This window comes from Tissierella carlieri (genome assembly GCF_018917285.1).
Lineage (GTDB): Bacteria > Bacillota > Clostridia > Tissierellales > Tissierellaceae > Tissierella > Tissierella carlieri.
The window spans coordinates 1-25,375 of record NZ_JAHLOH010000048.1 but is presented as its reverse complement, the minus strand read 5'-3'; the positions used below and the strand labels follow the sequence as shown (position 1 = coordinate 25,375).

Genomic DNA, 25,375 nt, shown 5'->3' with positions numbered 1-25,375 from the left:
TTCCTCCTTTATTATGAGCTTTCTCTAATTTTATTCATACTGGAATAGAATTTGAATAGCTGATTAAATTCAGGATTTCTTAATTCTGATAATCGTTTAATCTTATCAATATTTTCCCTTTGCATTTCACCATAAGACCTAAAAGAATTTTCCTTCACTTCATTGAATCCCCAAAGCCTAGAATTGGAAGTCATATTGCTTGTATTTTCATTTAAGAACTTATCCCTATTTACATTTAATAACATATTATAATTGTATATATCTTTAATCAGTTCAATTCCATATTTATTTGGATATCTTCCTATTAAGCTATTAGGTATTAAAAAGTATTCATTTAACCAGAAGTTGTTTATTAGATCCCTATATTCATAAAGGAAATTATAGGTGTTCATAAATTCATTTTCCCTTTCATAAGGCAATCCTATTATAACTTCTAAATCTGCCCAAATACCTATTTCCTTGCACCACTTTAGAACCTGTATAAGTTCTTTTAAATCTAATTTTTTATTTATAAATTCAAGCAGCCAAGTGTCCCCCGTTTCAAATCCAAATACAAGCTTTCTACAGCCACTTTCATATAATAGTTTTAATTTTTCATAGGTCATACCATTGACTCTCCCACAATCGGACCAATATATTCCTAAGTTTCTTTCCTTTAATAATCCATTAAATTCTTTTATGAATTTTAAAGATGATGGGAAATAGTTATTTAGAAAATAAAAATATTTTGAATTATACTTCTTTGATAATTCTTCAATATCCTCTACTACCCTTTCTACATCTCCAACAATAAGCTGCCCCCTATCTGTATCACTTTGAGTACAAAATGCACAGCTGTAGACACAATTATAATTAAAAATATATGGTATAAATAAGGTGTCTTCTCTATTTTTTCTTCTATTAAACTCTACTACTTGACTTGTTATTGCCAATGGGAATCTATATAATATATTTTCATTTTCCCTTTGACTTGTAGAAAGAGGATAACTATAAAGCTTCATATCTAGTCCATCCCATGTCGGACAAATTACAATTGGACTGGCCTCTACATTACACTTTATCTCTCCGTCTTCAAGATATAATAAACCTTCTCCTTCTCTAACTATAATTTCTTCGGGAATTCCTTTGTCTATGGAGTTTATAATCTTATAAATAGCTTTTTCTCCAGGTCCTTTTACTATGAACTTTAAATTTTCTATAGCAGCCGTAAGCAATTCATGATAAAAATCTTTAAAAATATAAAGATAGGATATATTATTACCTCCGACTATTACAGGCCTTTTAGTTTCTTTTTTTAGATATTTAGCAATAACCATTCCTAAATGAATTTGAAATAGAGAAAAATCAGCACCTATGGAAATACCATAGGAATCATATTCTTTCCAATTTTCATCTAAAAACAATCTAGCTATTCCATCTAATGTAGTATCCTCTTCACCATAAATATAACTCAAGACTCTATCTTTATCATATAATATAGAAATTAGTTCTTTATCCGTTTTAGTGAAAGATTTATCCATCAAAAATTGATTTATATCATGTACATGCGTATCTATACCTACTCTTCTTAAATAAGATGAGATAATCCCCATTGCCAAAGATAGACCTATAAAATTCTGTTCTTTTATTATTGAATCCTCATCAGCAACAAGAATCATATAAAAGTTCTTTATCACCTTTTCCCCTCCAAATCATAACTTAGTATGGATCTTACAATTTCCTTAGGTGTCATCAATTCTGATAATCTCTTTCTAAGTTTATTTGTTAAAATAATATGATTAGAATTATCTTCATAGAGAATATCCTTTATAGTTTCTATTCCTCTTTCAATTTCAAACTGCTCAATTTGAATTATAAGCTCAGCATATGGATTATCATCAAAAATTGGCTTTAAAAAACTATACCATCCTACTGGGAACATAAGATATCTATAGGGTTTTATGGTCATATTAAATTCATCTTTTGCTGCTATTTTTTCTATAGTTCTTATATCACTTATGCTATTAATTATATTTACACATCTTACCCCTGATAAAGCGATCCTCACCATTGAAGTGGATGTCATGTTACGGCTTATATAGATATCAGAGATAGAAACTAGTTCATCAAAAATTTCAGTATGCACAGAGCTGTAATGATGAATATTATCACCCTGAATCTTTTCTTTGCTTCCAACACAGATTATATGAAATTCTTCTGCTAGTTTAATAATAAGTTTATTAAAAAAACTATTGGATAATTTTATAAACTCACTTACTCCCCTATCCTCTATGTGCTCATTTTGCCATTTTGCATAGGATACTAAGATAATCTTATCTTCATCATTATCAAATCCATATTTTATTCTATTTTTTCTCTTTTCCAAATTAGATATATCTACAAAATCACTAATCAATGAATAAGTGTATACATTTTCTCCCTCTACTGAATCTGGACTTACAATAGGACAAGGAACTATTCTAGCTCCATAATCTTCTAAAACTATTTTCTTAGGTATGTCACTTTTAAATCCATAGGTATCCATACATTTTCTCGGGTAGTTCCAATAGAAATTGTCAAATGTGCATAGGGTGGTATCAAATATATTTAAATCTTCTTTTGTTATACCATAGTGTATATCCGCAAAATTATAATTTAAAAAATCAGAGAGTATCACTAAGTCTGGTTTAAATGAATATTTAACTTCATTGAAAAGTATTCGATTTAACTGTCTAGATTTAGGAACTAATGAAATGCATATATAGCCTTTTTTAAGAATAGTATTTTTATGAGTTGGAGGAGCTATAAAACATATATTATCTCCCGATTTTACTAGTTCATCAGCAAATTCCATTGCAATTAATAGTTCACCAAAAGACCAAAAACTAGTAACTATAAAAACTATATTCATATATTCACTTCCGCTATTGGTCCTTCGCTGAACTCATCCCATCCATATTTCTCTATATATTCTTTGTATATACCTCCACATAATCTATCATGACTATAATTGCATCCGTTACACATAGTGCCAAGGTTCTTTGTACTTTGTGACATAAAGTCAGCATAACTATTCAAAATAAAATTATGATAAAGCAGCTTAAAGTCAGTATCATACCAATCCACTAAATAATCTTTATATTCACCTAATAGACATGGAGGAAACCCCTCAAGTGTTAATTCTTTATCTGTTTTTATAACATAGTCAACAGCCTCCATTACAGGCTCTATGATTTCAGTATACCTTGGCACCACCTCATAAAAGTTTTTATATGCTCTTCCCGCAGGATGCATAGCTGAAATATTAATATGGTCAACGTCCAATTCTTCTACTATAAATTTCATAATCTCACATAGATTTCTTAAATTGTTTTTATAGACTACAGTATTGGTTCTTACCCTTGAACCCACAGCTTTTGCATTTTTAATCCCCTGTATTATTTCTCCTAACCACTCTTCATTTACATTAGCTAAATCGGCGATTTCCATTTTATCAGTATTATGAAACGAGATTACAAAAGTATTTACATTGTAATCTGATAATTGTTTTGCAAAATGGAAATCCTTTAAAGTTCTTCCATTTGTTTGAAGAGAAACTTGTGGATAACCTAGTTCCTTAATTCTGGCTAAAATATCCAGAAATTCAGGAACTATTGTAGGCTCGCCGCCATGAATATTTACTACTTCATATCCTTTATTTCTGTTTCCTTCTAAGAACTTATATATAATCCTTTTATTCACATTTTCTTTTCTTTCCTGATATGAATCAACTACACAAAATTTACAAGATTGATTACACTGATCCGTCAGATGAATACTCAATCCTTTCACAAAATCTCCTCCTATTTAAATTTGATCCTTATATACTTTTCTACTAATGACCTTATTACTGCCATCAATAGGTACAATTAGCTCATGCATATATCCATGATAAATATCTCCATCTTCCTTAGATACAAGGACTTTCCCTGAATATAATGATTTATTTTTTCTCATTTTTGAATTTAAATCCCCAAAAATCACGTCAGAAGAGTCTGCATAATAATCGAATATTTCATAGATATAACTTTCTCCTAAATATGCTATATAAAAATCATTGTGTTTAAAGTTTGAATGCTCAAAATTCTCTCCAATAGACATATTGATGTTTTTATTTGATAGTTCTTCTATCTTCATATATTGTTTTAAACTTTTTTCTACGTCTTCCTGACAATGAATAAAGGATAGAAATGAATCAAAAGCTAAGATATCGAATACTTGCATCATCAATAAATATACTGAAGGTAATTTTGGCAATTTGTTAAATGATTCTTCTACAGTCTCAAAGGGCTTTATATAGGTACTTTCTTCAATCAACATGTCCTTATATGCTTTATCCTTTAAAGCATATATTGCATTGTAAAATTCAAATCCTTTGGCAAAGGACCATGTCATAAAATCTTCACTATCTTTTTTTCTATAACGAGTTTCATCTACTACATATTTCACAAATCCTAAGCTTTCTATAGGCTTTTCATAAATAAACCTTTTATACTTAGTTTCTAAACTAGTAACATATATTTCTCCTGAATTCGTATTAATGAATTCATTAGTCATACTAATTGTAAATTCTTTACTCTTTTTATTTTTTAAAAACAAATAATCCAAGTTATCCCCTCTTTTCGTCTAACTCTAGCAAATACTGAAAAGCATTGTTTAATGCCTCATTGACGTTAGGTATTTTTAATAACTCTCTTTTAAATGTATTGATGTTGTGAATCATTTTGTCACATAAATCACCATAAAGTATTTCCTTTAGTGTTGAATTTACTTGTTCTGTATTGAAGACTTGTATCCTTTCAAAACTCTTCATATAAATATTATCCTTCATAATTCCCTTTAAAAAATGATTCCAACCAAACATACTAGCTGTAAAAGGGTATACCTTTTTTAAATCCTTAGCCATGTATTGATACCACAGAGGTTTTTCCATACATTTCTTCTCAAGGATTTTAAAATCAATGATTTTATCATTGTTCAATACAATTGAGGGTACTCCAAAGTCTACTGCTTTTGTAAGAGTTATAGATACTAAATTATATGTTACAAATAAATCTGATGATTGAAGTAACTCTTCAAAAATGTCTACAGGTAATGATCTATAATGAATATATCTTATCTGGGGATTTTTAAATTCTGATTCATTCCAACATGAGTCACCTACATGAATTAAGCATATTTTGGTGTCTAGTTCTGATAAGTAATTATAAATGAGAGGTAAAAGATATCTACATAATGTGCTTTGACTTGTAAAAGAATATGCTCCCTCTAACTCCCATTTTGAAAGTGTAAGAAAAACTATCTTTTCATCGTCTTTTACATATCTTTTTCTAATATTGAAAATAACATTTTTATCTAACTTTCTTACTTCTTGAATAACTTGATAATAAAACTGGCCTTTTTTCTTAGCTTCCTTTATTAAATCTTGCCCTCCCTTAGGCATAGAGAGGGGACAGTTTTTTAATATTATATCTACTTCTGAAAGAAGATCTGGTAACTTCTTCACAAAAATTCCATAGTAATCTAATTTATATCCAGCATTTATATAGTCATATTCATCTAAGGATGAAATAGGGATATCTAATGCTTTTAATACATCCATATTTATGCCGGTCCAATGCTGTGCATATTCCATAGTAAAGGCATCAAAAAGTATTATTAAATCATAATCATTTGATTTTATTAGGGAAATTATATGCCTTTGATTATGAGTAACTCCACAATTTCGACTAACTGTATGGACTCTAAATTCAGAATCCTTCTCAAAAAAAACATTCTTTTCTTCAGGAATTAAAAAATCCATGGAATATTGATTTTTATTAAGACCTTTAGCAAAAGAATGAGCAATGACCAATTCCCCTGTTGATAATTCCCCCAAGACCACTCCCAGTATTCTCTTCATTACATATATCCTCTCTAAAAATATTCCTTTTCTATTTGATTTAATAACTCCATAATACTTTCTTCTTCTGAGCGCTTAACTAGATTTCTATATTCATCTATAAATCCTTGAAAAAATTCTTTTAAAATCTTAATTTTACCTTCATAATAGGTATTGACTTCTTTAAGTATATCTTCCGCTTCTTGATACCTTTCCTTAAGATAATATACATGAGAAAGAAGAATGTCTGATACTAGGAAATATGAAGGATAATTCTTTAGTCGCTGTATTTCTAATAATTCTTTTAAATCAGATATTAGCTCTTCTTCACTGAAATTCATAAATGATTGGATTCTATATTTTAAAATCCATAAAATCCAATATCTAGGCTCTATATCCACCACATCATCTACTACATTTATTAAGTTAAAAGAAACTTGAAATACAGAGTTAGTATCCGATAAATCCAAACGATCATCCGCTAAAAACCATAAGTAAAAGCAATAAGCACAAATTTTTTCTATATTAAATGGATCATTTTTGTACTCCTGTTCTAATATATAAATTAACTTATCATCCTTTCCCTTAAGTTTTGCTAAGATGGAACTGGTTCTTATGATAGATTCTAAATTTTTATCTAATTCATTAAAAACTATATCCTCACTTGAAACAAACATATATAACACTCCTTAAATATCATTTTCATCAGAATACTCTACAGGAATGTCTTCATCAAAGTCTGGTGTATAAATTGCAGAATCTGCTGCAAAATACTCCTCTATGTTTTCAGGAGTCAATTTATCAAAGTCCTCTTCACTCAAAGATTTAATCATAATTTTTCCTATTTCACTAATGTCATAATTAGCTAATACTTCATCTGGATTTTCAATCAAATTCTTCTTAAATTCTGGGTCCAAAACTGCCTTTTCTATAATCTCCTGAATAGCCACATTGTTTGAATTTAGATTATCAACTACATTTTCATTATTGTCTTGATTTCCATCATATGTCATTCTAATCCTCCTCCCAATATTAATTATCTAACAAACCTTTTTTATTATAAAAATTGATAAATAGTATTAAAAACAATATAAAATTAACAGCTAAAATAATTAAACGTTCCATGTTTAAACTTAATTGTCCTAAGTTATTAACTATGTCATATACCTGTTGAGTGTACAAAAACTTTGAAACCTTTCCAAAGGATTTATTAAATATAGCTATCATGGGCATAAAAGCAAAAACTATGACCAAAGGTAAAGTTGTACTGTTAGCACTCATTTGATTTTTACACACTATTCCTAAAGTAGCTCCAAACATCATAGAGCATAAAATCCCTAAAGCCATAATAATAAAAAATTTTAAAAGCTCTCCTCCACTATACTGTCCACCGATAGCTAAAATCCCAACTCCTACAATACACATTACAAAGGTATAGAAACCAATTCCTAATAGATATTCATATGGTTTAACATTGGCCATTAACAAAGATCTTAAAGTTCCTTTTTCTTTCTCCTCAGATATTATTCCTTCCATTGCTACTGCCGGCGACATGCCTACATACATTGATGCAAACATAGTAATAAAATAATCATAAGGAATATCATTGTTACCATTAGCTATGGTTTTTGTAAGTATTAGGGCTAATATGGGAAACATAACAAATTGAATTAGCACCGTTCTGTTTTTTAATGTGTCAATCACTTGTTTCTTTAGTACCGCTTTTACTCTTCTCCAAGACATTATAATAACCCCCTTCCTGTTAAATGAATGAATACAGTTTCAAGATTTGGTTCAGAAGAATGAATAGACTCAACTTCGTCCTTAGAAAAAAACTCTTTAATTTCTTCGGCACAATCAGGACTATTACATAGAATTTTTCTGCTACCATCTTTGAGGATTATTTCAATTTCATTTTTGTCATTATATTTCCTGCAAAGCCTTTTAGGTTCGTCCATCTCTACTATAACCCCTTCATTTAATAATGCCACTGTATCACAAAGCTTATATGCCTCTTCCATGTTGTGAGTTGTAAGGAAAATAGTGGTCCCATTGTCTCTAAGCTTCAAAATATTATCATGAATCTGATTCATAGTAACAGGATCTAATCCAGTAGTTGGTTCATCTAAAAATAATATGTTTGGATTATGTAGCGTTGCCCTAGCAATTGATAGTCTTTGCTTCATTCCCTTGGATAGCTTGGATACGGGTTTGTTCCTTGCTTCTAAAAGTCCAACTTCTTCCAGTGCTTTAGAAATTAAATTTTTGTCCACATTGTATATATCTGCATATATTGATAGGTTCTGCCAACAACTAAGCCTATCATATAGACCCGTTGTATCTAATACTAATCCCATGGTTGAGTATGTCACATCATCGAGAGATTCACTATTCATACCATTTACAAAAGCATCACCTGATGTGGGTTTCAATTGTCCTGTAAGTATTTTTATAATCGTGGTTTTTCCTGCTCCTGATGGTCCTAATAATCCAAATATTCTTTGGTGATCAATATGAAAACTAACTCCTTTTAAAGCTTCTGTATTTCCAAAGTTCATAACAATGTTATTCATCGCTATAACTGAATCATTTTTTACTTTTATATCCATATCTCTTCTCCTAATTTCAATTATTTTTTATCTTGCAATAAGTATAAACCATATGCAACAACTCCTAAAGATAATAGTTTTATAGAAATATCATTTTCAATACTTCCTAATATACTTAGTACAAATACTGCAATTCCCATGGCTAAACCAATACCTTTTAATATAATTCCTATTAAATCTCTTGTTTTAGCACCATCCATTCTTCTCCCTCCCTTTAATTGATTTTAAATATAAGAAAATCTATATAAAATTTCTCATACCTTAACTTTTAATTATTGTAATATAACTCGAATTTAGTAAACAACTTAGATTAAATAAGTTTTGAAGAAGTAATTAAAGATATTTTTCAGAATAATCTATGATCTTAAATTTGTTTAAACTTAATAAAACTAACTTAATAGGTTAATTTATATAGGATCTCAATTCATTAATGTTATTCTAAGGATTATATTTATGTCTTCTGATTTACATGACAATTTAACAGGGCTTAGGTTTTATGATCTCACAGGTATATTCTCCAATTTGTTCATCATAATCCATTGCAGTATTACTAAGATATGAATAAAAGTTATATTAAATGAAAGATATATCACTATTGATTTTATAAACTTATAGGTATGATAACATAAATGCACTGTCAACATTTGTCAAACCGCAGGGTAAACATGTTAATCTTTTGTAATATATTTACAAATCAAAAAGTACTACCAATCTTTCAAGCAAAGAGTACAAACTAATATGATACAACAAAAAAATCACTGGAAAACTTACATTTCTAAGTCTTCTAGTGATTTTACTTTTACTTCTCCTCTACTTTTATTGGGTTACCCTTTTCTAACAAGAAATACACCCAAACTACCTCAAAAAAATGTTTATACCTATGTAGGTGGATTTGAAACGTACTCTAATAAATCAATGAGTGAAAATATAAATAATACTATTAAAATAAACAAGTAATATTTAATCTCTTTCCTTTTTATAAGCCTGTTTGAGAATAAAATCTATAATAAAAGCAATCAAAATTGAAATAATGAAAACCGTTCCCCATATTATCCAATTATTATTTGTAGTTCCTCCACCTTGATCTACACCATAAGTCTTAAATATCATAGCAAGGATAAAACCGCCCACGTATCCTACGACAGCAGCCCCTGAAATTATACGGTTTCCAAATATAGTAGCGATAACTATTACAATAACACCTAATATAGCCAATATATTTGGCCACTGTTTCATGCCGTGCATTTCAAAAAAAGAAAATCTATATAACCAATATGAAATACCCATTAGTCCAACCATACTAGTCCCCCACAGGACTTTATTTTTTATATCCATCGTTTTCAAATATATCTACCTCCTTTTTTTAATATATTATATCGTCTATCGAGCAACCGTAATACAAATATAAAGATTGCAAAAAGTTCAGAACCACCATCTGACCAAATGTTTCCTTGTTTATCTAATTATATCTTAACTTGTAGATGTTTAGTATGCAAATTATTCGAAATTTTCATAGAGTATATTTATTAAACAGAACCATTTTAGAATCATCACACATAAAAGAAACCTTATAGCAGCTATTTCCAGCCATTATAAGGTTTTTGTCTATTATTCCCACTCGGCAAATTCAGCGGCGTTTCTAAACATTTATGTTTAGTTTTGGTGCTTTTTATGCCGACTTTCTATTTCAATTACACATATTATTTTGACTTACTGATTTTTTGTTGTCAACATCACGCCGCAAAGCAAATATCCTTCAAATTTCAGCTTAGATAATCACACTAATCAAGGTATATAGTATTTTTCCACTATGTTTTACTAATGCTTATACTATACAAATGACAATTCCGTGTCAAGCCAAGTTTCGATAGCATTTCTTATATCAATGATTGAGTCATCCAGGGAAATACGAAACCCTCGGCAACCTCCATCACAACAATCGCTTATACCTCTTTTTTTTCCGCACCCATATCCCTTTTCAATCATTTCTTGTAAAAATGAAGGAAGTTTTTCGATGGCATCAGCGTATTTATGCGTGTTTTTGGCTTTGACATTTATTTGATAACCATTATTAAGTGATGCATTAATTGCCCATATCTCATTTCTTTTATAAGAATATTTAATCTTTATCCATAAATCTTTTATTTCCACATCGCATTTAAGCCCTTTATCCAAATAACGTTGATGTAGCTGCAATATAAAATCTTGCACATTGGCAGACAAAGGTTTCATAGTATCTTTTAATATAGAAATAACATCGTCGGTTTTATTATTTTTCAATACTCTGTAATCACATCGCAATAAAATATCGGAGAAGCGGCAATAACTGATTGTATTGGACTTATTGACCTTCGATTTGTTGGCGTTTCTACCAAATTCTATCTCTGCTATTGCCATTACCTTCAAGCCCGTCAGCATAGCAGGGTTATTAGGATACGAAATTTTTATTCTTTCAGCTTTTAATAAATCCGGTTTTTTATCATTCAAGTTTATACCGTCAATCAATATGTCGCAAGCATTCAAGAATCGCAAGCATTCAATGCTTTTTGAAACGGGGATTTTCGTGTCGAATATATTGTTTCCAACGGTAAGGGACCCGGTGCTTTCTGTTAGTACACCATGAAAACCTATATTCAATAATAAGCATTTCACATTGTGCAGGAATGGAAAATATACCGAAATAGTAACGCGGTCATCAAATACGTGAGCATTCTTTTTATGATTGTCATACGAATCACCTTCAACAATCAAAACATCGCAAAGCTGATACAAAAAGTTTCTGAACGCAAGAACTCCTTCTCGAATGTTTTCCTCGTTTGAAATATTTTCAAACATTGGATTAATTGCATATGTTTCAGGTATTTCTGGCGTAATAACATTTTTTAAGTGCTTTGCCATATCTTTGAGTGTCTTTCCCATTTATTTCACTTCTTTCTTCGCAAAGTCAACTTTATACTGCCATTCACCGTATTTTTTGTCGTTATCAGTTATCGTTCCTTCTGTAAGGGTGATACGCAGAACGATTGAGTCAGGGTTGTCTTCATCGCCATGTGCATCGAACCATGTGAAGATTTTTTTCATCTTCGCTCTTATTTCCGCGTTCCTCTCGTCCTTTACCCAGCCGAGATTTTCAGCCGTTCCTTGAGCAACAAACAAGTCTAACCCACAAATGGAAATCTCGTTGTTTTTCCCAATTTCCAGCATTTTATTTTTATTCGCGTCTGTAGAAACATAAAAAACGCCGTCTTCATAATAAGCATCAACTATACGGACAGCAGGGCGGGGATTGCCGACGGCGTTCGGGGACAATGCAATAGTTGCAAGAGCAACAAGGTTGTCCTTTCCGTTTCCGCAGTATTCTTCCATAAGCTTCATCGCGTTTTCATACTTGTTCATGATAATTCCTCCATTTATTTTTTATTTCCCTATGGGTTCTGTCATACTTTGCATTTCGCAATTACCTAAATAATACATGAGAAATTCCTTGTATTTTTATATTCCTTCTTTTAGCTTGATTGGAAAATATCTTTGCATTTGTTTATAGCCAAGTCCCTTTTCTATATCTTTATAGGCAATATCTCTTCCATCTTCATATAAATAAGGCATATTGAACATAACATTGCGGCCTTTGTCAAGCTCAAAATTTGTGCTTTCAATCCATCGGCGAACTTTATCTTCCACTTTATGTATGCTCTCGTTATCTTCATCAATACTGACTGCCATAGCATATAAGCCTCCCGGAAAATCGAACAATTTAAAAGGGCTTACATCCGCATTGGTAACACCATCTTTAACGGCACATATCCATTCAGCTTTGTCATTTTTAGACAGCAAAAAATCAAAACAATCGAAAATCACACTCTTATACAAATGACAATACTGCCACAATTGGTACATATATCCGCCTTCTTTGAACATTTCTCCCCACGGTTGGTCGCCGCACGTTACCGCTTTGAATCCCGGTATCCTGACGACCATTATATCAGGAATTTTTTTATCTAATTTTTCCGTTATTTCAATCAAGCGGTTTATATTGGAAGGCTTGCCGATATAGTCAATGCTTATCAATTGTGTTTCAATCTCTTTAGCCTTGTTATACAGCAGTTTTATGTCGGATTTGTCTGCAAAGTTCACTTGTTCGATTTCCCGTATAAAATCCATCACGATTTCTTTCAACTCATGCAAAAGCGCAACCTCGTCGTCTATGTTCTGTACTTTTTTCCCCAGTACTTCTAAAACTATATCGGAACCGGAAGTGTTGAAAACACGTTGAATGTCTTTTATACTGATATTCAGCTTGCGTAATATGAGTATTTGTTCAAGTCGCCTAACAGCGTTTTCGTCATACATTCTATATGCGTAGTCATCACTTCGAGTGCTGGACAGCAATCCCATGTCCTCATAATAACGCAGTGTGCGGGCTGTAATGTCATATTTGCTTGACACATCTTTGATTTTGATTAGGTTGTTCATTTGTTTCCACCTCTTTTCTAAATTATCAGGAATAAACTTAGTATAAAGGATTCCCCAAAGGAAGAGTCAAGAGGGTAATCCTATTTTTCTGTAGAAAATATAAATTTTCTCTCTTATTGAGAAACAGCATAACACCGTAGATAACATTTTCTATCTGCTACAAGCAGAATTTACTAACATTCTACGAAAATTATACTCAAAAAAAATTAAATAGACAATATCAATTTACCCCACAAATAAAAACAACCCCTAGAAAACTATTATTTATCAGTTTTCTAGGGGTTTTGGATACTACTCCCACTCAATTGTCGCAGGCGGCTTATTTGTTATATCATATACCACCCTATTTACTTCCTTCACTTCATCTGTAATTCTTTCTGAAATCTTTCCTAATATATCTAATGGAATTGGATACCATTTAGCTACCATGGCATCTTTAGTAGTTACGGCTCTTAAACCTATTGTATGGCAATAAGTTCTCTCACCATTTATAACTCCTACAGATTGGATATTTGGTAACACTGCAAAGTATTGCCAAATTTCCTTATCTAATCCTGCTTTTTTGATTTCATCCCTATAGATATAGTCTGCTTCTCTAAGGATATCTAGTTTTTCTTTAGTTAATTCTCCTAAACACCTAACGCCTAGTCCTGGTCCCGGGAATGGCTGCCTGCTTACTAACTCTTCATCAATCCCTAATGCCCGACCAACTTCTCTAACTTCTTCCTTATATAATTCTTTAAGTGGTTCTATAAGCTCAAAGTTAACATCTTCAGGTAAACCTCCAACATTATGATGGGATTTAACTGCTACTTTACCATCTTTATTCAAGCTCTCAACTATATCTGGATAGATCGTTCCTTGAACTAGGAATTCTATGTCTTCAAGTTTTGATTGTTCTTCTTCAAATACCCTAATAAATTCTTCTCCGATTACCTTTCTTTTCTGCTCAGGATCAGTAACTCCTTTTAACTTTCCTAAAAATCTATCCTCAGCATCAACCACTATTAGATTCATATGGAATTTATCTCTAAACACACTCTCTACTTCTTGTCTTTCATTTTTTCTTAAAAGACCATGGTCTACAAATACACAGACTAGATTATCTCCAATAGCCTTATGAACTAATACTGCTGCCACAGAAGAATCTACCCCACCTGATAAAGCACATAGGGCTTTTTTATTTCCTACTTTTTCTTTAATCTCTTCTAATTGCTTATTTATAAAGTCTTTTATTATCAATATGTTGCCTCCTTTTTAGCGTCTGCTATAGTTTGGTGATTCCTTTGTAATATGGATATCATGAGGATGATTTTCTATCAAAGATGCAGATGTAATCTTTATAAATCTTGCCTTATCTTGTAACTCTTCAATATTTTTAGCTCCAACATATCCCATTCCTGATTTTAATCCACCAACAAGTTGATATACTACATCTCCTAATGGTCCTCTATAATGTATTCTGCCCTCTACACCTTCTGGTACATATTTCTTAGTATCTTCTTGGAAATATCTATCCTTGCTACCTGAATCCATGGCACCCATAGAGCCCATTCCTCTATATTCTTTGTATCTTCTGCCTTCATATAAAACTTCTTCACCAGGGCTTTCATCAGTTCCAGCAAACAATGATCCTGCCATTATTACATTTGCTCCAGCTGCTATAGCTTTTGTTATATCACCGGAATACTTGATTCCTCCGTCAGCGATAACTGGAACACCATATTCTTTTGCTGCCTTAGCACAATTGATTACAGCTGTTATTTGTGGTACACCGATACCAGTTACAACTCTAGTAGTACAAATAGAACCAGGTCCTATACCTACCTTTACAGCATCTGCTCCAGCCTTTATTAGATCTACTGTAGCCTCAGCTGTTGCCACATTTCCTGCAATTACTTGTAGATTCGGATATTCTCTTTTTATTTTACCTACAGCTTCTAATACTCCTTTAGAATGGCCATGAGCAGTATCAACAACTATAACATCCACCTTGGATTTAACTAATGCTGCTACCCTTTCCATCATATCTCCTGTTACTCCAACTGCCGCACCAGCTAACAATCTACCTGTATGATCTTTAGCTGAATTTGGATATTGAATAGATTTTTCTATATCCTTTATAGTTATCAATCCTGATAGCATAAAATTATCATCTACTAAAGGAAGTTTTTCAATCTTATGTTGTTTCATAATTTCTAGAGCTTCATCCATAGATATGTCTATTTTTGCAGTAACTAAATTTTCCTTAGTCATCACATCATCGATTTTCTTTGCAGTTTCTTTTTCAAATCTAATATCTCTATTAGTTATAATACCTACTAGCTTTCCATCTTCATCTGTTATTGGAACTCCAGATATATGATATCTTTCCATTAATTCTAAGGCATCTGATACGCTATGGTAAGGAGATAAAAAAAATGGATCAGTTATTACACCATGTTCTGACCTTTTTACCTTATCCACCTCTAATGCTTGCTGCTCTATAGACATATTTTTATGGATTATGCCGATTCCACCTTCTCTAGCCATAGCTATTGCCATCTTAGATTCTGTTACCGTATCCATTCCAGCACTCATTAAAGGTATATTTAATTTAATGTTTTTAGTTAAATAAGTATTGATATTAGTCTCCTTAGGTAGTACTTCAGATTTACCAGGAAGTAGAAGAACATCATCAAAAGTTAAACCTTCACCTACAAATTCCACTATACATTCCTCCTTTATTATTCTGTCAAAGCATTTATTATTAGTATAACAATATATAAATTAATAATACTTTTTCTATCTTAATACTATATTCTAATTTATAAATCCTAAAAAAACAAGTTGTAAAATAAATTTTAATAAAAAAGAAAAAATCTCAAGGGATTTTTTCCCTTAAGATTTTTTCTTTAATAGCTAATACATTTTACTTTCTCAATTGTTTTGGCATCTCTGGTTGGTAGAAAAGCCCCCAGCAAGCAACCTCAGCACCAAGATTTGCAAACATAAGTGATAAAACTGCAACTAAGTTAAGTAGGTAACTTTTGTTCTTCATATTTACCCTCCTCCCCTTTTATATACGTATAGTGTATATAATTCTACCCTTTTACATAGGCGGTAGATTGCACCTCATACCTAAGATCTCCTTCCATAGGTATTCTTATATTTACCCTAAATTCGCTTCCTAAATCTTCTATTTTCATAATTCCGTTATATTGATTCACTATAAATTCAATATTACCTAAACCAAATCCATGGCTCTCCTTATCAGCTTTAGTTGTAAACCTGCTTGTAATATCTTTAGTCTCTAATTTTATTTTTTGAGATTTCGTATTATTTGCTTGGATTATTAAATAAGTTTCTTCCATATTTAGAGATAGATAAACTTTTCTTTCAAATTTTTTATCAATTAAAGTACATGCTTCTATTGCATTATCCAATATATTTCCGATTATAATAGAAATGTCAACAAAATCAATTGATAATTCTTCAGGTATATCTATTTCTAATTCCATATCGATATTCTCTTCAAAGGCTTTATTCTTTTTTATGCTTACTAGAGCGGTGATGACGGGATGATTTGTTTCAATTATTTTATTCATATTGCTGACTCTATCATTAATCTTTGTTATGTACGCCTTTGCATCATCAAAATCTCCTAAGCACATTAAACCATAAAGGGTGCTAAGATAATTATTTAAATCATGCCTCTGAGATCTTATTGTATAAAGAATATCGCTCATACTTTTAATATAGAAATCCTTTTTGTGAAATTCCTCTTCCTTGACCTTCCAAATCATTTCCTGCTGATATTGATATATCATCTTTTTAGATGTGGAATATATTATCCAGCTAAATATTATAGCACCTATCCCCATCCCTATTAAATATATATAAGCAGTTACAGATTCCACCATTATGTACTTGTATAAAGTCAATGTCATATATATAACTAAAATATTAAAAAATCCAATTAAGATAATAGTTTTTATACTGCTAGTTTTCATGTATAAAGGTATATTAATCTTTCTTATTAGATATTTGATAAATAAATAGAATCCTCCTTTAGAGCAAATTATTCCTAATATTCTATAAATATTTAATTCTAATATTAATGATGGTTGTATCTGAAAAACTAGAACTATAATATTTGCAGCCGTTAACTCAAAGATAAACATAAATATAGTAGCTAGAATACTATAAATCAATATCTTAGGAAATTTTTCATCTAACAAATATGAATACACAATTGTGGATACAATAAATATAGCTATAAATCCCAAAGAATTTGCTAACCCAAATACATGATTAATCAATGTATTAAAGATTACTAGATTTGATAAAAACATTACAGAGTTTTTCCTATTTATATTCTTTTTCTGAAATATCCTAACTAGAAAATAAAAAACTAAAACTGTATCTAATATATTTGTAAATATATTCATTATAGTCAAATCCATTATATTACACCCCCAATCATCCAGGAAAAAACTCTTCTAAACTATTTATTTATGAATGTCAAGGTCCAATAGTACTAATTATTCCACCCCTACTTACTAATATAACATATTAATTAAATCAAGCAATAAAAAAGAATTACTTTATAGCCAGCAATTCTTTAAACACTAGTTTACTTTTCACTTTCAAGGGCATGTATTAGGGTTAATGATTCTAATAGAAAACCAGTAGAAGCTATGGCCGCATAATAAACAAATTTATCACTAAAAGCCATTGATATTAGTATAATAATATTTCCTATAATAACTGTTTGTAAACTTCTACGTCTATATAGTATTTTTTCTTCTTCATCTAATGGTTTGTTTTCACTTTCCAATGGTGCATATAAATAAACAAAAAATATTGAAAATACCATGGATATTAGAACATAATATGGCTGATAAATTATAGGCAATAGTTTCAATAGTAGAATCGAGGGAAATAATAACATTGATGTTCCTATAAAGCAATTAATTACAGTTTTAGCATGATATCCTCCCGCCTGTATTCGAAGACTACTAAAAAACAAAATAAATACAATGGATTCTTTTAATAGACCAGTTAAAATTCCAATAATTGCAATTCCTAACCCCTTTAAAATTGTAGCTACAAGTAATTGCAATCCATAACGATATACTTCTATATCCTCTTCTTTTATAATATCTCTAGCACATAATTCTTTTAATGTTAGTTTACATATATAGTCTGTCATATAACTAAACACCTACCTCAATACCATAATTTAAAACTTCTATGGCATAGTTTTTTATAACTAGTTAATATTTTTTATTATATCACGACTTGTCCTCACTATGTACAATTGTATTTAGTCATTTTTCCTGATTTTTCGCCATAATTCATCATTTACTCTAATATAGTGGATAAAAAAGATGCCATTTCACTGGCATCATCCGTTTGTTTTCTATACTTATCTTAGCTTCATTTCAATATCAAATATTTCATTCCAATTATTAGCTATAGGTCTGATTATATGAGGTCCTATCTTAGATATAATAACTAGCTGGGAATTCTCATATTTCTCATCTATAGTCTTAAAATCAATTCTTTTACCTACTACATCTACTTGATTCCAGCCATCTTCAAGTTTTAAAAACCCCTTCAATCTATAAGCATCAGATTTTATCCTATCAATGAATTTGATTAAGTCATCCTTTTTGATCTCTCCATCATAAGTTAGCATTAGGGTCTTAGGTTTTGTTTCAGGCACATTTGTGGAATCTTCATTTTCTGCCCAATTGTATTTCATCAAATCTTCATGGAGAAAATTATAATCAAGCCTGCCAAATTCCATAGTTTCAATAGGTATTATAGGGTTGATTTCTTTTATCTTAGATATTATATTGATCAATCTTTCTTCGTCAATTAAATCTACTTTACTAATAACTGCTAGATGACAATGTTTAATTTGTCTCTCTACAGTTTCTAAATCTTCCAATTGCTCCAAAAAATTTACACCATCAACTACACATATTGCCGCTTTATAATCGTATAAATCTCCCTTTACAGCCTTTATACCCTCTAATATCTCCCCAATATTTGAAGGATCTGCAAGGCCAGAACTTTCTACAAATAAATATTTTAAATCTCTGTCTGCCATTTCAATCATGGCATGAGCAAAGCTAAGCTTTAAACACGAGCAAAAAATAGACCCTCTATTAATCTCAACTATTTCCATACCTTCTTTTTTTATGATTTCTCCATCTATGCTGATTCGACCAAATTCATTCATTATAACTCCTACTTTTTCTCCAGATAAATCCTCTAAAATATTGGTTAAAAATGTAGTTTTTCCTGAACCTAAAAACCCTGTTAAAAGATATAGATTAATTTTTTTATCCAATTATTACACCTCACTATATTATGAATTCTTATAATATCAACTATTTCCCTTATTACATAGAGATATTTAAATATATCTATGTGTTGATTAAATTATAACCCCACTAAAGGGGTTATGTCAATATACGTGATTATGCTCTTATCATACTCTTAAATTCTTCAACCTTTGGTACTCTCCCGACCATAACCACTTTTTCATCAACAACTATCCCCGGTGTAGTTATGATACCGTATTTCATCATGGTAATTAAATCTTCAACCTTTTCAATTTTCACCTCAATCCCTAAGTCTGCTGCTGCTTTTACTGCATTATCATAGGACTTATCACATTTATCGCAACCTGCTCCCAATATTTTTATTATCATTTTTTCACTCCTTTTTTCCCAATCCATCTTTGAAAAAATCTATTAGATAATTAAACTCTATTGCATATTCATCGATATCTATAACCTCTGTAATATCATGAAGATTAGTTAATAAATAAGATATCATATTCTTAATAAATGTCTTTGGTAAGTCTTCTCTTAGTTCTCCTCTTTCATAGGCTTTATTTATTATAACATCTAAGTGATCATTACCCCTAAAATCATATTTTTCCTTTACCTTATCTAATATTGGATTATTTAAATCTTTTAAGTAACTGGCTGAAAATCTATCTATCTCAGGCTTATATCTCGCAAACTCCGCACCTGCTTTACTCATAATCTTCAACAATGCAAATATATCTTTATCGAAATCTTCAGGCTTTATTTTTTGATTAAAAAACTTCATCTTTTCTTGAGCTAGAATATCATACAAATAAACATATAACTCTTCTTTATTCTTGAAATGATAGTAAAATGTTCCTTTACTTATTCCAGCTTCCTTTAAGATATTATTTAACGATGCATTATCATATCCCTTATCTCCAAATTCAATTAAAGCTGCATTTATTAGCTCTTCTCGTTTCTCAAAGGATTTCTCCTTTTTTACATTCAAAAACACCGCTCCTCTCCATTGCAATCAATAAACCGTTTGTTTACTATACTCTTATCTTTTTAAGGAATAATAGATAGGACAATATATTTAATATTACCATATATACTAAACCTATAAAATAATATTGATTATATGAAAGATAGGGTCCTCCACCTTTTATTATACTACTAATTACCTTAGCTGACCAGAATCCTGGTGCAAAAGAGAAAAACATTTCCTTTGCTCCTCCAAAGAATAATGCAATTATTGGAAAGATTATTATACTACCTCCAGCTTTCATCACAGCAAATCCTTCAATCTTATTTTTAGCAAAGCAATTAATCAATAAACCTGATATAGGAGCTTCTAAAGATGCTAACAAAGATATAGGAATAATATCTTTTATGGAGATATCTCCTACTTTTGAAAACCATATTACAAATATAGTGGCTACAACACAAATTAAATATACTGCAATTAATCTAAAACTTAAAAACTGATGCATGCTAAGAGGCGTAACCTTAATATTAGTTAATACATTATCATCCCTATCCTCTAATATAGAAAATCCTATTAACGTTCCATAAGATATAGGTACAATTAATACTAAGATGACTAAGATTAAATCATTAAAGGGTATAAAATTAAATCCATATTTATCAGATATCCAAGGTAAAAAATATCTGCCAAGCAATCCAAATATAATAGGATATATTAACATAAATCCCATCATGGAATCTCTACTCCATTTTTTAACCTCTGATTTTAGAAAATTTCCATACATGATTATTCACCACTTTCCTTTATAGAGTATCTCTCCTTTATAACCTTCTAATAGTTTAATGAGTAATTTTTGCGTAGTAGATTTACCAACACCAGAAGGGCCTAATAGACCAAATATCTCTCCATCCTTTATTTCAAAGGATATCCCTTTTATGGTGTCTTCTTCATTCTTAGGATACTTAAAGGTTAAATCTTTAATTTTATACAAATTAATCACTCCTTTTTATAGACCATGCAGCCTAGACCGATAAGTCTATCGTATCTTTATGTTTTTTATTTGTCAATAAAAATTGCAGCAGTTAACATTAGATTTCTATAAAAATAAACATATGACTAAATCAATGGAATAACATATATTGTAATCATAGTTATCTTTTTCACAAATCAAATTCAGAAAGTATTGACTTTTCGCTCATTATATCGTATGTTTAAAGTATAGCTAATAACTTTAAAGGGGGGGATAATTATCTTATTTGAAAGTTTGCTAAGCTAATGTATAAAACCAGGGGGTGACCTTATGAATTTTGAATTTTGGATAGAAGCGGAAAAATTCTTATACGACTCTTTTTTCTTTCACTTAATTATCCTAGGTCTTGTTTTAATATTTATAGTCCACAGATTAACGTTTATAGGATATAATAATAGCAAAGCTTCTAACATTATATTTTCTATTGTTATTATCTTTTTCATTATCTTTGGTATAAATACCATAGCAAATTTTAATAAATATAAGGTATTGTACAGTTATAATAGATATATTAATTATGGTGTAAGAAATAATAAAAAAACCATTTTTACATACCATTATCCTGGTCATTGGGAAACTAACATCTATAGTAAATTGTACTTAGTAGATAATTTTAGAAAAGCTGGAATATATGAAGAGGAAATAGTAACAGAGGATGTCGAATTTCTCGGCAGAGATGAAGATAACTTTTATTTTCAAGATAAAGATCAAATAATATACAGAAAATTAGGCGATTATTTAGAGATTGCTGATGATATTTCGAAGCCAATAAAAGAGGGAGTAAAATTTCATTTAACAGATTTACGATTTAAGGACATTGGATTTAAAGAAAAGTCTCCTTATACTTATCTATTAAACTACAAGATACCTAAAAGTGAATCAAATAAAGAGTTTGAAAATCCTGAAAATCTACAAATTTTATTAGAAAAAGAAACTACATCAGCTTGGCTCAATCCTCTAGCCTCCAATACGCCTTCAATCAATGAAGAAAATAAATAAACCTTTAATATAAAAAAATTAAATACAATAAAAGGTCTAATGATTTTTATCATTAGACCTTTTATTGTATTTAATTAAAATTTTCCTATTTTGCTTTTTCAGGAGTGTCAGCTAATAGACCAACCTTCTCCCATCCCCAGTCATAATTCATAGGGTCTGCATCCCAGTAGTTAACTCTGTTATTAAGTGCTGTCAATTCAATTCTATAGTGAGTTGGAGCTACTATAACTTGCTCCATAGCATATTTTTGCCAATCATGATATGCTTTTACCATGTACTCATTATCCATTCCATCTGGTCCAAATGCATCATTTGAATTAATAGCATTAATTAGTTTATCGTTTTCATCTGCTGCAAATCTTACATAGTTAAACAGAGAGTGTCTTCCCCATAATCCTGATGGTTCTGGGTTAGATCCTACTTGCCAAGCTCCTGCAAATAGATCTATATCTTCATTATCTTCTTCTACCATATCGTAGAATGCATTCATCTCTATTAATCTACCATTTTGTAATACTACATCTAATCCAACATCTCTAAAGTTTTGAATATAGAATTGAGCTAACGGCTCAGCTATATCTCCACCTGACATTGAAAGATAGTTGATTTGTAGCTTGTTACCCTTTGGATCTTCTCTAAGTCCATCTCCATCTACATCTTTATATCCAGCTTCATCTAATATTTGCATTGCTTTTTCTGGGTTATATGGATAACCTTCTTGCTTATCATTCCAGAAACTAGCATGATATGGTGTAATTAATGCATTAGCAGGTATTCTCAAATCGTTATAGAACAATTCTGCTACTTCTTCATTATTCATAGCATAAGCTATTGCTTGTCTTAATTTCACATCAGCTAATTTTGCATTTGGATCTGGCACAACTTTTTTAGCTTCTACATCCCACTTTCCTTGTTTAAATCCTAGATATCCTAAAGATCTACTTACAGCTGATGTTAAAGTTATATTGCTTAAATCCTTATACTCTGGATAACTATTAACATTGATCTTATTAACAATATCAAATGTTCCAGCCTTCAATGCTTCTACAATAGTATCTGAACTTGTTCTCTTTGCTACAATCTTATCTACCTTTGGTTTCTCTCCAAACCAATGTGGATTTGGAACATATTCTACTGATTCTCCAGGTACTATATTAGATACCATAAATGGACCATAAGATAGTGGATTTTTTCTAACTCTGTCATGTCCTTCCATTTGATCTATTGGAATATCTTTTAGATAATGTGCTGGTTCAGCTTGATAAGTAAGACCTGCACCCCATAATATTCCTGGTGTAAACTCATAGAAGCTTACTTCAAGAGTTTTATCATCGATTCTCTTAAGTCCTGAAATAGTATCTGCTTTTCCTTGGTTATAGTCAAGCATACCTACAACATTGTGATAATCACTGTCAAATCTAACACCTGGATAATCTTTGTGTCCTATACTATTATATACAAAGATTAAATCATCAGAAGTTACAGGTACTCCATCAGACCAAGTTAAATCCTTGTGAATCCTGTAAGTAGCTGTTTTAGCTTCTCTGTCGAAGTCAACATCACACCATCCGCCATTTACTATTTCTTTGTTTGGACCTGATCTCATGAATCCTGATTGTAGAGGCTCCGCTAATTGGCTATCTACAGCATTTGAAGATAAGAATTCATTAAAAATACCTTCAAAAGGTGTATCTGTTACTATAGCAACATTAAGTGTACCGCCTACTGTTGCTCCATCTTTTTTAATAGTCATTGGATGAGGTAGTACAATCTCACCTACCCCTACAGCAGGTTCGTCTTGTCCTTGGTCGGCTTTATCTTCTGGTTGTTGAGATACTTCTTCCTCTTTGCTTATTGGTGGCTCCTGCTCCACCTTTTTACCACAGGATGTTAGTACAAGTACTAATACCAGCAGTAGTGGAATAATAACTTTCCAACTTCTTTTCATTTTAATTTCCCCCTTCTTTATCCTAATCTTTGTTTCGCGTCGGACGCCCTTTTAACAGCTTGCCCGACGTAATTTATACACAGCATCATTACTAGTATCAATAATGATGCAGGTAACCATAACCATAGTTTGCCTGTCATGGCACCTGGAGTTCTTGCATATGAAACCAAAGTTCCAAGTGATGGTGTCGCTGGCGGCAAACCAAATCCTAAGAAAGATAATCCAGTTTCAATTCCTATGTTCCCTGCAAATCCTAAAATCAAGTCAACGATAATGATTGAACTAATGTTTGGAAGAATTCCAGTAAACATAATCTTAAAATCACTTGTACCCATTATCCTAGAAGCATTTATATAATCCCTTCTATTTTCCGACAATGCCTTACTCCTTACTAATCTAGTCATCCCAACCCAATAAAATATACTCATAATAAATATAAAATGCCACATAGTATATTTTGGAATTACAACTACGAAGGTAATGATAAGCATAGTTGTAGGCAATATAGAGATAAAATCGCATACTCTCATTATCATATTATCTATCTTTCCACCATAAAAACCTACAATCAATCCCATAATCACTCCCATTGTAGAAGTCAGTATGGTAACAGCAAAGCCTATTAAAATGGAGTTTCTTCCACCTATTAACAATTGTCCTGCAATCGGTCTTCCTCCAATATCTGTTCCTAAAATAAATTCTTTGCTAGGTGCCTTATACTTATTTCTCAAATTTATCCTCATAAGCTCTTCTTGATCTATTAGAAAAGAACCTACTATTACAGTGGTGAAAATAATAACTAACATAATAAGACAGAATGTTGCCAGCTTATCAGCCCTAAATTCTCTTTTTATTACCTTCCAAAAGGAGGGTACCTCACTAACGGATTTTAATGTTTCTTCATCTATTTTAGAGGCAACATTTTTCACAACTTTTTTTTCTTTATTCATACCTGCTACCCCCTATTCTATCCTTATTCTTGGATCAACAATTGTCATGATTATATCTGACAATAAACTTCCAAGTAACGTCAATACACCAAATAATAGAACCAAAGCATTCATTACTGAATAATCTCTACTGGTAATTGAGGATATAAATAGTTCCCCCATGCCTGA

At 30.9% G+C, this 25,375-nt stretch carries 28 protein-coding genes; 1 reads left to right on the top strand and 27 read right to left on the bottom strand.

Annotation, left to right across the window (positions count from 1 at the left end):
• Positions 1-11 precede the first annotated feature (11 nt).
• From KQI38_RS22675 to KQI38_RS17065, 24 genes are all read right to left on the bottom strand, one after another.
• Positions 12-1,676 carry a B12-binding domain-containing radical SAM protein gene (locus KQI38_RS22675; protein ID WP_216561556.1) on the bottom strand — a complete coding sequence of 555 codons (1,665 nt, stop codon included), beginning with the start codon at positions 1,674-1,676 and terminating at the stop codon, positions 12-14.
• Positions 1,673-2,890 (bottom strand): DUF6365 family protein, encoded by a 1,218-nt coding sequence (locus tag KQI38_RS17175; protein ID WP_216561554.1) that lies wholly within the window; start codon positions 2,888-2,890, stop codon positions 1,673-1,675. Before KQI38_RS17175 ends, KQI38_RS22675 begins: the two co-directional genes overlap by 4 nt.
• Positions 2,887-3,810, bottom strand: a complete 924-nt coding sequence (locus tag KQI38_RS17170; RefSeq protein ID WP_216561552.1) for a radical SAM protein — start codon at positions 3,808-3,810, stop codon at positions 2,887-2,889. The genes KQI38_RS17175 and KQI38_RS17170 overlap by 4 nt, the downstream gene beginning before the upstream one ends.
• Before the next feature lie 15 nt (positions 3,811-3,825).
• A complete protein-coding gene (locus KQI38_RS17165; RefSeq protein ID WP_216561550.1) occupies positions 3,826-4,626 on the bottom strand; it encodes a hypothetical protein in 801 nt (266 codons plus the stop codon).
• 1 nt (position 4,627) lies between these two features.
• Positions 4,628-5,920, bottom strand: coding sequence for a DUF6365 family protein (locus KQI38_RS17160; protein ID WP_216561548.1), 1,293 nt, complete (start codon positions 5,918-5,920; stop codon positions 4,628-4,630).
• 14 nt (positions 5,921-5,934) lie between these two features.
• Positions 5,935-6,576 (bottom strand): SAM domain-containing protein, encoded by a 642-nt coding sequence (locus KQI38_RS17155; protein ID WP_216561547.1) that lies wholly within the window; start codon positions 6,574-6,576, stop codon positions 5,935-5,937.
• 12 nt (positions 6,577-6,588) lie between these two features.
• A complete protein-coding gene (locus tag KQI38_RS17150; RefSeq protein WP_216561545.1) occupies positions 6,589-6,912 on the bottom strand; it encodes a hypothetical protein in 324 nt (107 codons plus the stop codon).
• A 19-nt stretch (positions 6,913-6,931) separates the two neighbouring features.
• Complete coding sequence (locus KQI38_RS17145; RefSeq protein WP_216561543.1) at positions 6,932-7,642, bottom strand: ABC transporter permease; 711 nt, start codon at positions 7,640-7,642, stop codon at positions 6,932-6,934.
• Positions 7,642-8,508, bottom strand: coding sequence for an ABC transporter ATP-binding protein (locus tag KQI38_RS17140; protein ID WP_216561541.1), 867 nt, complete (start codon positions 8,506-8,508; stop codon positions 7,642-7,644). The genes KQI38_RS17145 and KQI38_RS17140 overlap by 1 nt, the downstream gene beginning before the upstream one ends.
• A 20-nt stretch (positions 8,509-8,528) precedes the next feature.
• The gene (locus KQI38_RS17135; protein WP_216561539.1) at positions 8,529-8,708 is read right to left on the bottom strand and encodes a hypothetical protein; all 180 of its coding nucleotides are present in this window, start codon (positions 8,706-8,708) and stop codon (positions 8,529-8,531) included.
• 760 nt (positions 8,709-9,468) lie between these two features.
• Entirely contained in the window at positions 9,469-9,852 is a 384-nt protein-coding gene (locus KQI38_RS17130; protein ID WP_216561537.1) for a hypothetical protein, read from the bottom strand.
• A gap of 486 nt (positions 9,853-10,338) precedes the next feature.
• Positions 10,339-11,427, bottom strand: coding sequence for a hypothetical protein (locus KQI38_RS17125; protein WP_216561535.1), 1,089 nt, complete (start codon positions 11,425-11,427; stop codon positions 10,339-10,341).
• Complete coding sequence (locus tag KQI38_RS17120) at positions 11,428-11,904, bottom strand: pyridoxamine 5'-phosphate oxidase family protein (RefSeq protein WP_216561533.1); 477 nt, start codon at positions 11,902-11,904, stop codon at positions 11,428-11,430. It abuts the gene before it with no gap.
• A gap of 96 nt (positions 11,905-12,000) precedes the next feature.
• Positions 12,001-12,981 carry a helix-turn-helix domain-containing protein gene (locus tag KQI38_RS17115; protein ID WP_216515732.1) on the bottom strand — a complete coding sequence of 327 codons (981 nt, stop codon included), beginning with the start codon at positions 12,979-12,981 and terminating at the stop codon, positions 12,001-12,003.
• Positions 12,982-13,272: 291 nt separating this feature from the next.
• A complete protein-coding gene (gene guaA / locus KQI38_RS17110) occupies positions 13,273-14,223 on the bottom strand; it encodes a glutamine-hydrolyzing GMP synthase (protein WP_476756238.1) in 951 nt (316 codons plus the stop codon).
• A gap of 15 nt (positions 14,224-14,238) precedes the next feature.
• Positions 14,239-15,690 (bottom strand): IMP dehydrogenase, encoded by a 1,452-nt coding sequence (gene guaB / locus KQI38_RS17105; RefSeq protein ID WP_216561531.1) that lies wholly within the window; start codon positions 15,688-15,690, stop codon positions 14,239-14,241.
• 202 nt (positions 15,691-15,892) lie between these two features.
• Complete coding sequence (locus KQI38_RS17100; RefSeq protein ID WP_216561529.1) at positions 15,893-16,021, bottom strand: cyclic lactone autoinducer peptide; 129 nt, start codon at positions 16,019-16,021, stop codon at positions 15,893-15,895.
• Positions 16,022-16,064: 43 nt separating this feature from the next.
• A complete protein-coding gene (locus tag KQI38_RS17095; RefSeq protein ID WP_216561527.1) occupies positions 16,065-17,426 on the bottom strand; it encodes a sensor histidine kinase in 1,362 nt (453 codons plus the stop codon).
• A gap of 170 nt (positions 17,427-17,596) precedes the next feature.
• On the bottom strand, positions 17,597-18,175 hold the full coding sequence (locus KQI38_RS17090; RefSeq protein ID WP_216561524.1) for an accessory gene regulator ArgB-like protein: 579 nt from the start codon (positions 18,173-18,175) through the stop codon (positions 17,597-17,599).
• Positions 18,176-18,391: 216 nt separating this feature from the next.
• The gene (locus KQI38_RS17085; RefSeq protein ID WP_246565907.1) at positions 18,392-19,324 is read right to left on the bottom strand and encodes a CobW family GTP-binding protein; all 933 of its coding nucleotides are present in this window, start codon (positions 19,322-19,324) and stop codon (positions 18,392-18,394) included.
• Between the two features lie 130 nt (positions 19,325-19,454).
• Positions 19,455-19,688, bottom strand: a complete 234-nt coding sequence (locus tag KQI38_RS17080; RefSeq protein WP_216561522.1) for a thioredoxin family protein — start codon at positions 19,686-19,688, stop codon at positions 19,455-19,457.
• A gap of 4 nt (positions 19,689-19,692) precedes the next feature.
• Entirely contained in the window at positions 19,693-20,301 is a 609-nt protein-coding gene (locus tag KQI38_RS17075; protein WP_216561516.1) for a TetR/AcrR family transcriptional regulator, read from the bottom strand.
• A 43-nt stretch (positions 20,302-20,344) separates the two neighbouring features.
• Entirely contained in the window at positions 20,345-21,064 is a 720-nt protein-coding gene (locus tag KQI38_RS17070; protein ID WP_246565906.1) for an ABC transporter permease, read from the bottom strand.
• 6 nt (positions 21,065-21,070) lie between these two features.
• Positions 21,071-21,271, bottom strand: coding sequence for an ATP-binding cassette domain-containing protein (locus KQI38_RS17065; protein ID WP_094899675.1), 201 nt, complete (start codon positions 21,269-21,271; stop codon positions 21,071-21,073).
• 309 nt (positions 21,272-21,580) lie between these two features.
• On the opposite strand from KQI38_RS17065, the gene KQI38_RS17060 reads away from it, so the two are divergent.
• Positions 21,581-22,309, top strand: a complete 729-nt coding sequence (locus KQI38_RS17060) for a hypothetical protein (protein WP_094899674.1) — start codon at positions 21,581-21,583, stop codon at positions 22,307-22,309.
• An 85-nt stretch (positions 22,310-22,394) separates the two neighbouring features.
• Here the strand turns inward: KQI38_RS17060 and KQI38_RS17055 are convergent, their stop codons facing one another.
• The 3 genes from KQI38_RS17055 to KQI38_RS17045 are packed head-to-tail and all read right to left on the bottom strand — an operon-like array spanning position 22,395 to position 25,369.
• Positions 22,395-24,257 (bottom strand): oligopeptide ABC transporter substrate-binding protein, encoded by a 1,863-nt coding sequence (locus tag KQI38_RS17055; RefSeq protein ID WP_216561514.1) that lies wholly within the window; start codon positions 24,255-24,257, stop codon positions 22,395-22,397.
• Positions 24,258-24,274: 17 nt separating this feature from the next.
• Positions 24,275-25,207 (bottom strand): ABC transporter permease, encoded by a 933-nt coding sequence (locus KQI38_RS17050; RefSeq protein ID WP_216561512.1) that lies wholly within the window; start codon positions 25,205-25,207, stop codon positions 24,275-24,277.
• Positions 25,208-25,219: 12 nt separating this feature from the next.
• Positions 25,220-25,369, bottom strand: a complete 150-nt coding sequence (locus tag KQI38_RS17045; protein ID WP_276515577.1) for an ABC transporter permease subunit — start codon at positions 25,367-25,369, stop codon at positions 25,220-25,222.
• Between the last annotated feature and the right edge of the window lie 6 nt (positions 25,370-25,375).

Excerpts from the sequence above, each read along its gene's own strand:
- KQI38_RS17095 (WP_216561527.1), bottom strand. The coding sequence starts at position 17,426 with ATGGATTTGACTATAATGAATATATTTACAAATATATTAGATACAGTT.
- KQI38_RS17125 (WP_216561535.1), bottom strand. The coding sequence starts at position 11,427 with ATGGGAAAGACACTCAAAGATATGGCAAAGCACTTAAAAAATGTTATT.
- KQI38_RS17050 (WP_216561512.1), bottom strand. The coding sequence starts at position 25,207 with ATGAATAAAGAAAAAAAAGTTGTGAAAAATGTTGCCTCTAAAATAGAT.
- KQI38_RS17060 (WP_094899674.1), top strand. The coding sequence starts at position 21,581 with ATGAATTTTGAATTTTGGATAGAAGCGGAAAAATTCTTATACGACTCT.
- KQI38_RS17090 (WP_216561524.1), bottom strand. The coding sequence starts at position 18,175 with ATGACAGACTATATATGTAAACTAACATTAAAAGAATTATGTGCTAGA.
- KQI38_RS17070 (WP_246565906.1), bottom strand. The coding sequence starts at position 21,064 with ATGTATGGAAATTTTCTAAAATCAGAGGTTAAAAAATGGAGTAGAGAT.
- KQI38_RS17175 (WP_216561554.1), bottom strand. The coding sequence starts at position 2,890 with ATGAATATAGTTTTTATAGTTACTAGTTTTTGGTCTTTTGGTGAACTA.
- KQI38_RS17100 (WP_216561529.1), bottom strand. The coding sequence starts at position 16,021 with ATGAAGAACAAAAGTTACCTACTTAACTTAGTTGCAGTTTTATCACTT.
- KQI38_RS17150 (WP_216561545.1), bottom strand. The coding sequence starts at position 6,912 with ATGACATATGATGGAAATCAAGACAATAATGAAAATGTAGTTGATAAT.
- KQI38_RS17145 (WP_216561543.1), bottom strand. The coding sequence starts at position 7,642 with ATGTCTTGGAGAAGAGTAAAAGCGGTACTAAAGAAACAAGTGATTGAC.
- KQI38_RS17115 (WP_216515732.1), bottom strand. The coding sequence starts at position 12,981 with ATGAACAACCTAATCAAAATCAAAGATGTGTCAAGCAAATATGACATT.
- KQI38_RS17135 (WP_216561539.1), bottom strand. The coding sequence starts at position 8,708 with ATGGATGGTGCTAAAACAAGAGATTTAATAGGAATTATATTAAAAGGT.
- KQI38_RS17160 (WP_216561548.1), bottom strand. The coding sequence starts at position 5,920 with ATGAAGAGAATACTGGGAGTGGTCTTGGGGGAATTATCAACAGGGGAA.
- KQI38_RS17055 (WP_216561514.1), bottom strand. The coding sequence starts at position 24,257 with ATGAAAAGAAGTTGGAAAGTTATTATTCCACTACTGCTGGTATTAGTA.
- KQI38_RS17045 (WP_276515577.1), bottom strand. The coding sequence starts at position 25,369 with ATGGGGGAACTATTTATATCCTCAATTACCAGTAGAGATTATTCAGTA.
- KQI38_RS17140 (WP_216561541.1), bottom strand. The coding sequence starts at position 8,508 with ATGGATATAAAAGTAAAAAATGATTCAGTTATAGCGATGAATAACATT.
- KQI38_RS17120 (WP_216561533.1), bottom strand. The coding sequence starts at position 11,904 with ATGAACAAGTATGAAAACGCGATGAAGCTTATGGAAGAATACTGCGGA.
- KQI38_RS17080 (WP_216561522.1), bottom strand. The coding sequence starts at position 19,688 with ATGATAATAAAAATATTGGGAGCAGGTTGCGATAAATGTGATAAGTCC.
- KQI38_RS17155 (WP_216561547.1), bottom strand. The coding sequence starts at position 6,576 with ATGTTTGTTTCAAGTGAGGATATAGTTTTTAATGAATTAGATAAAAAT.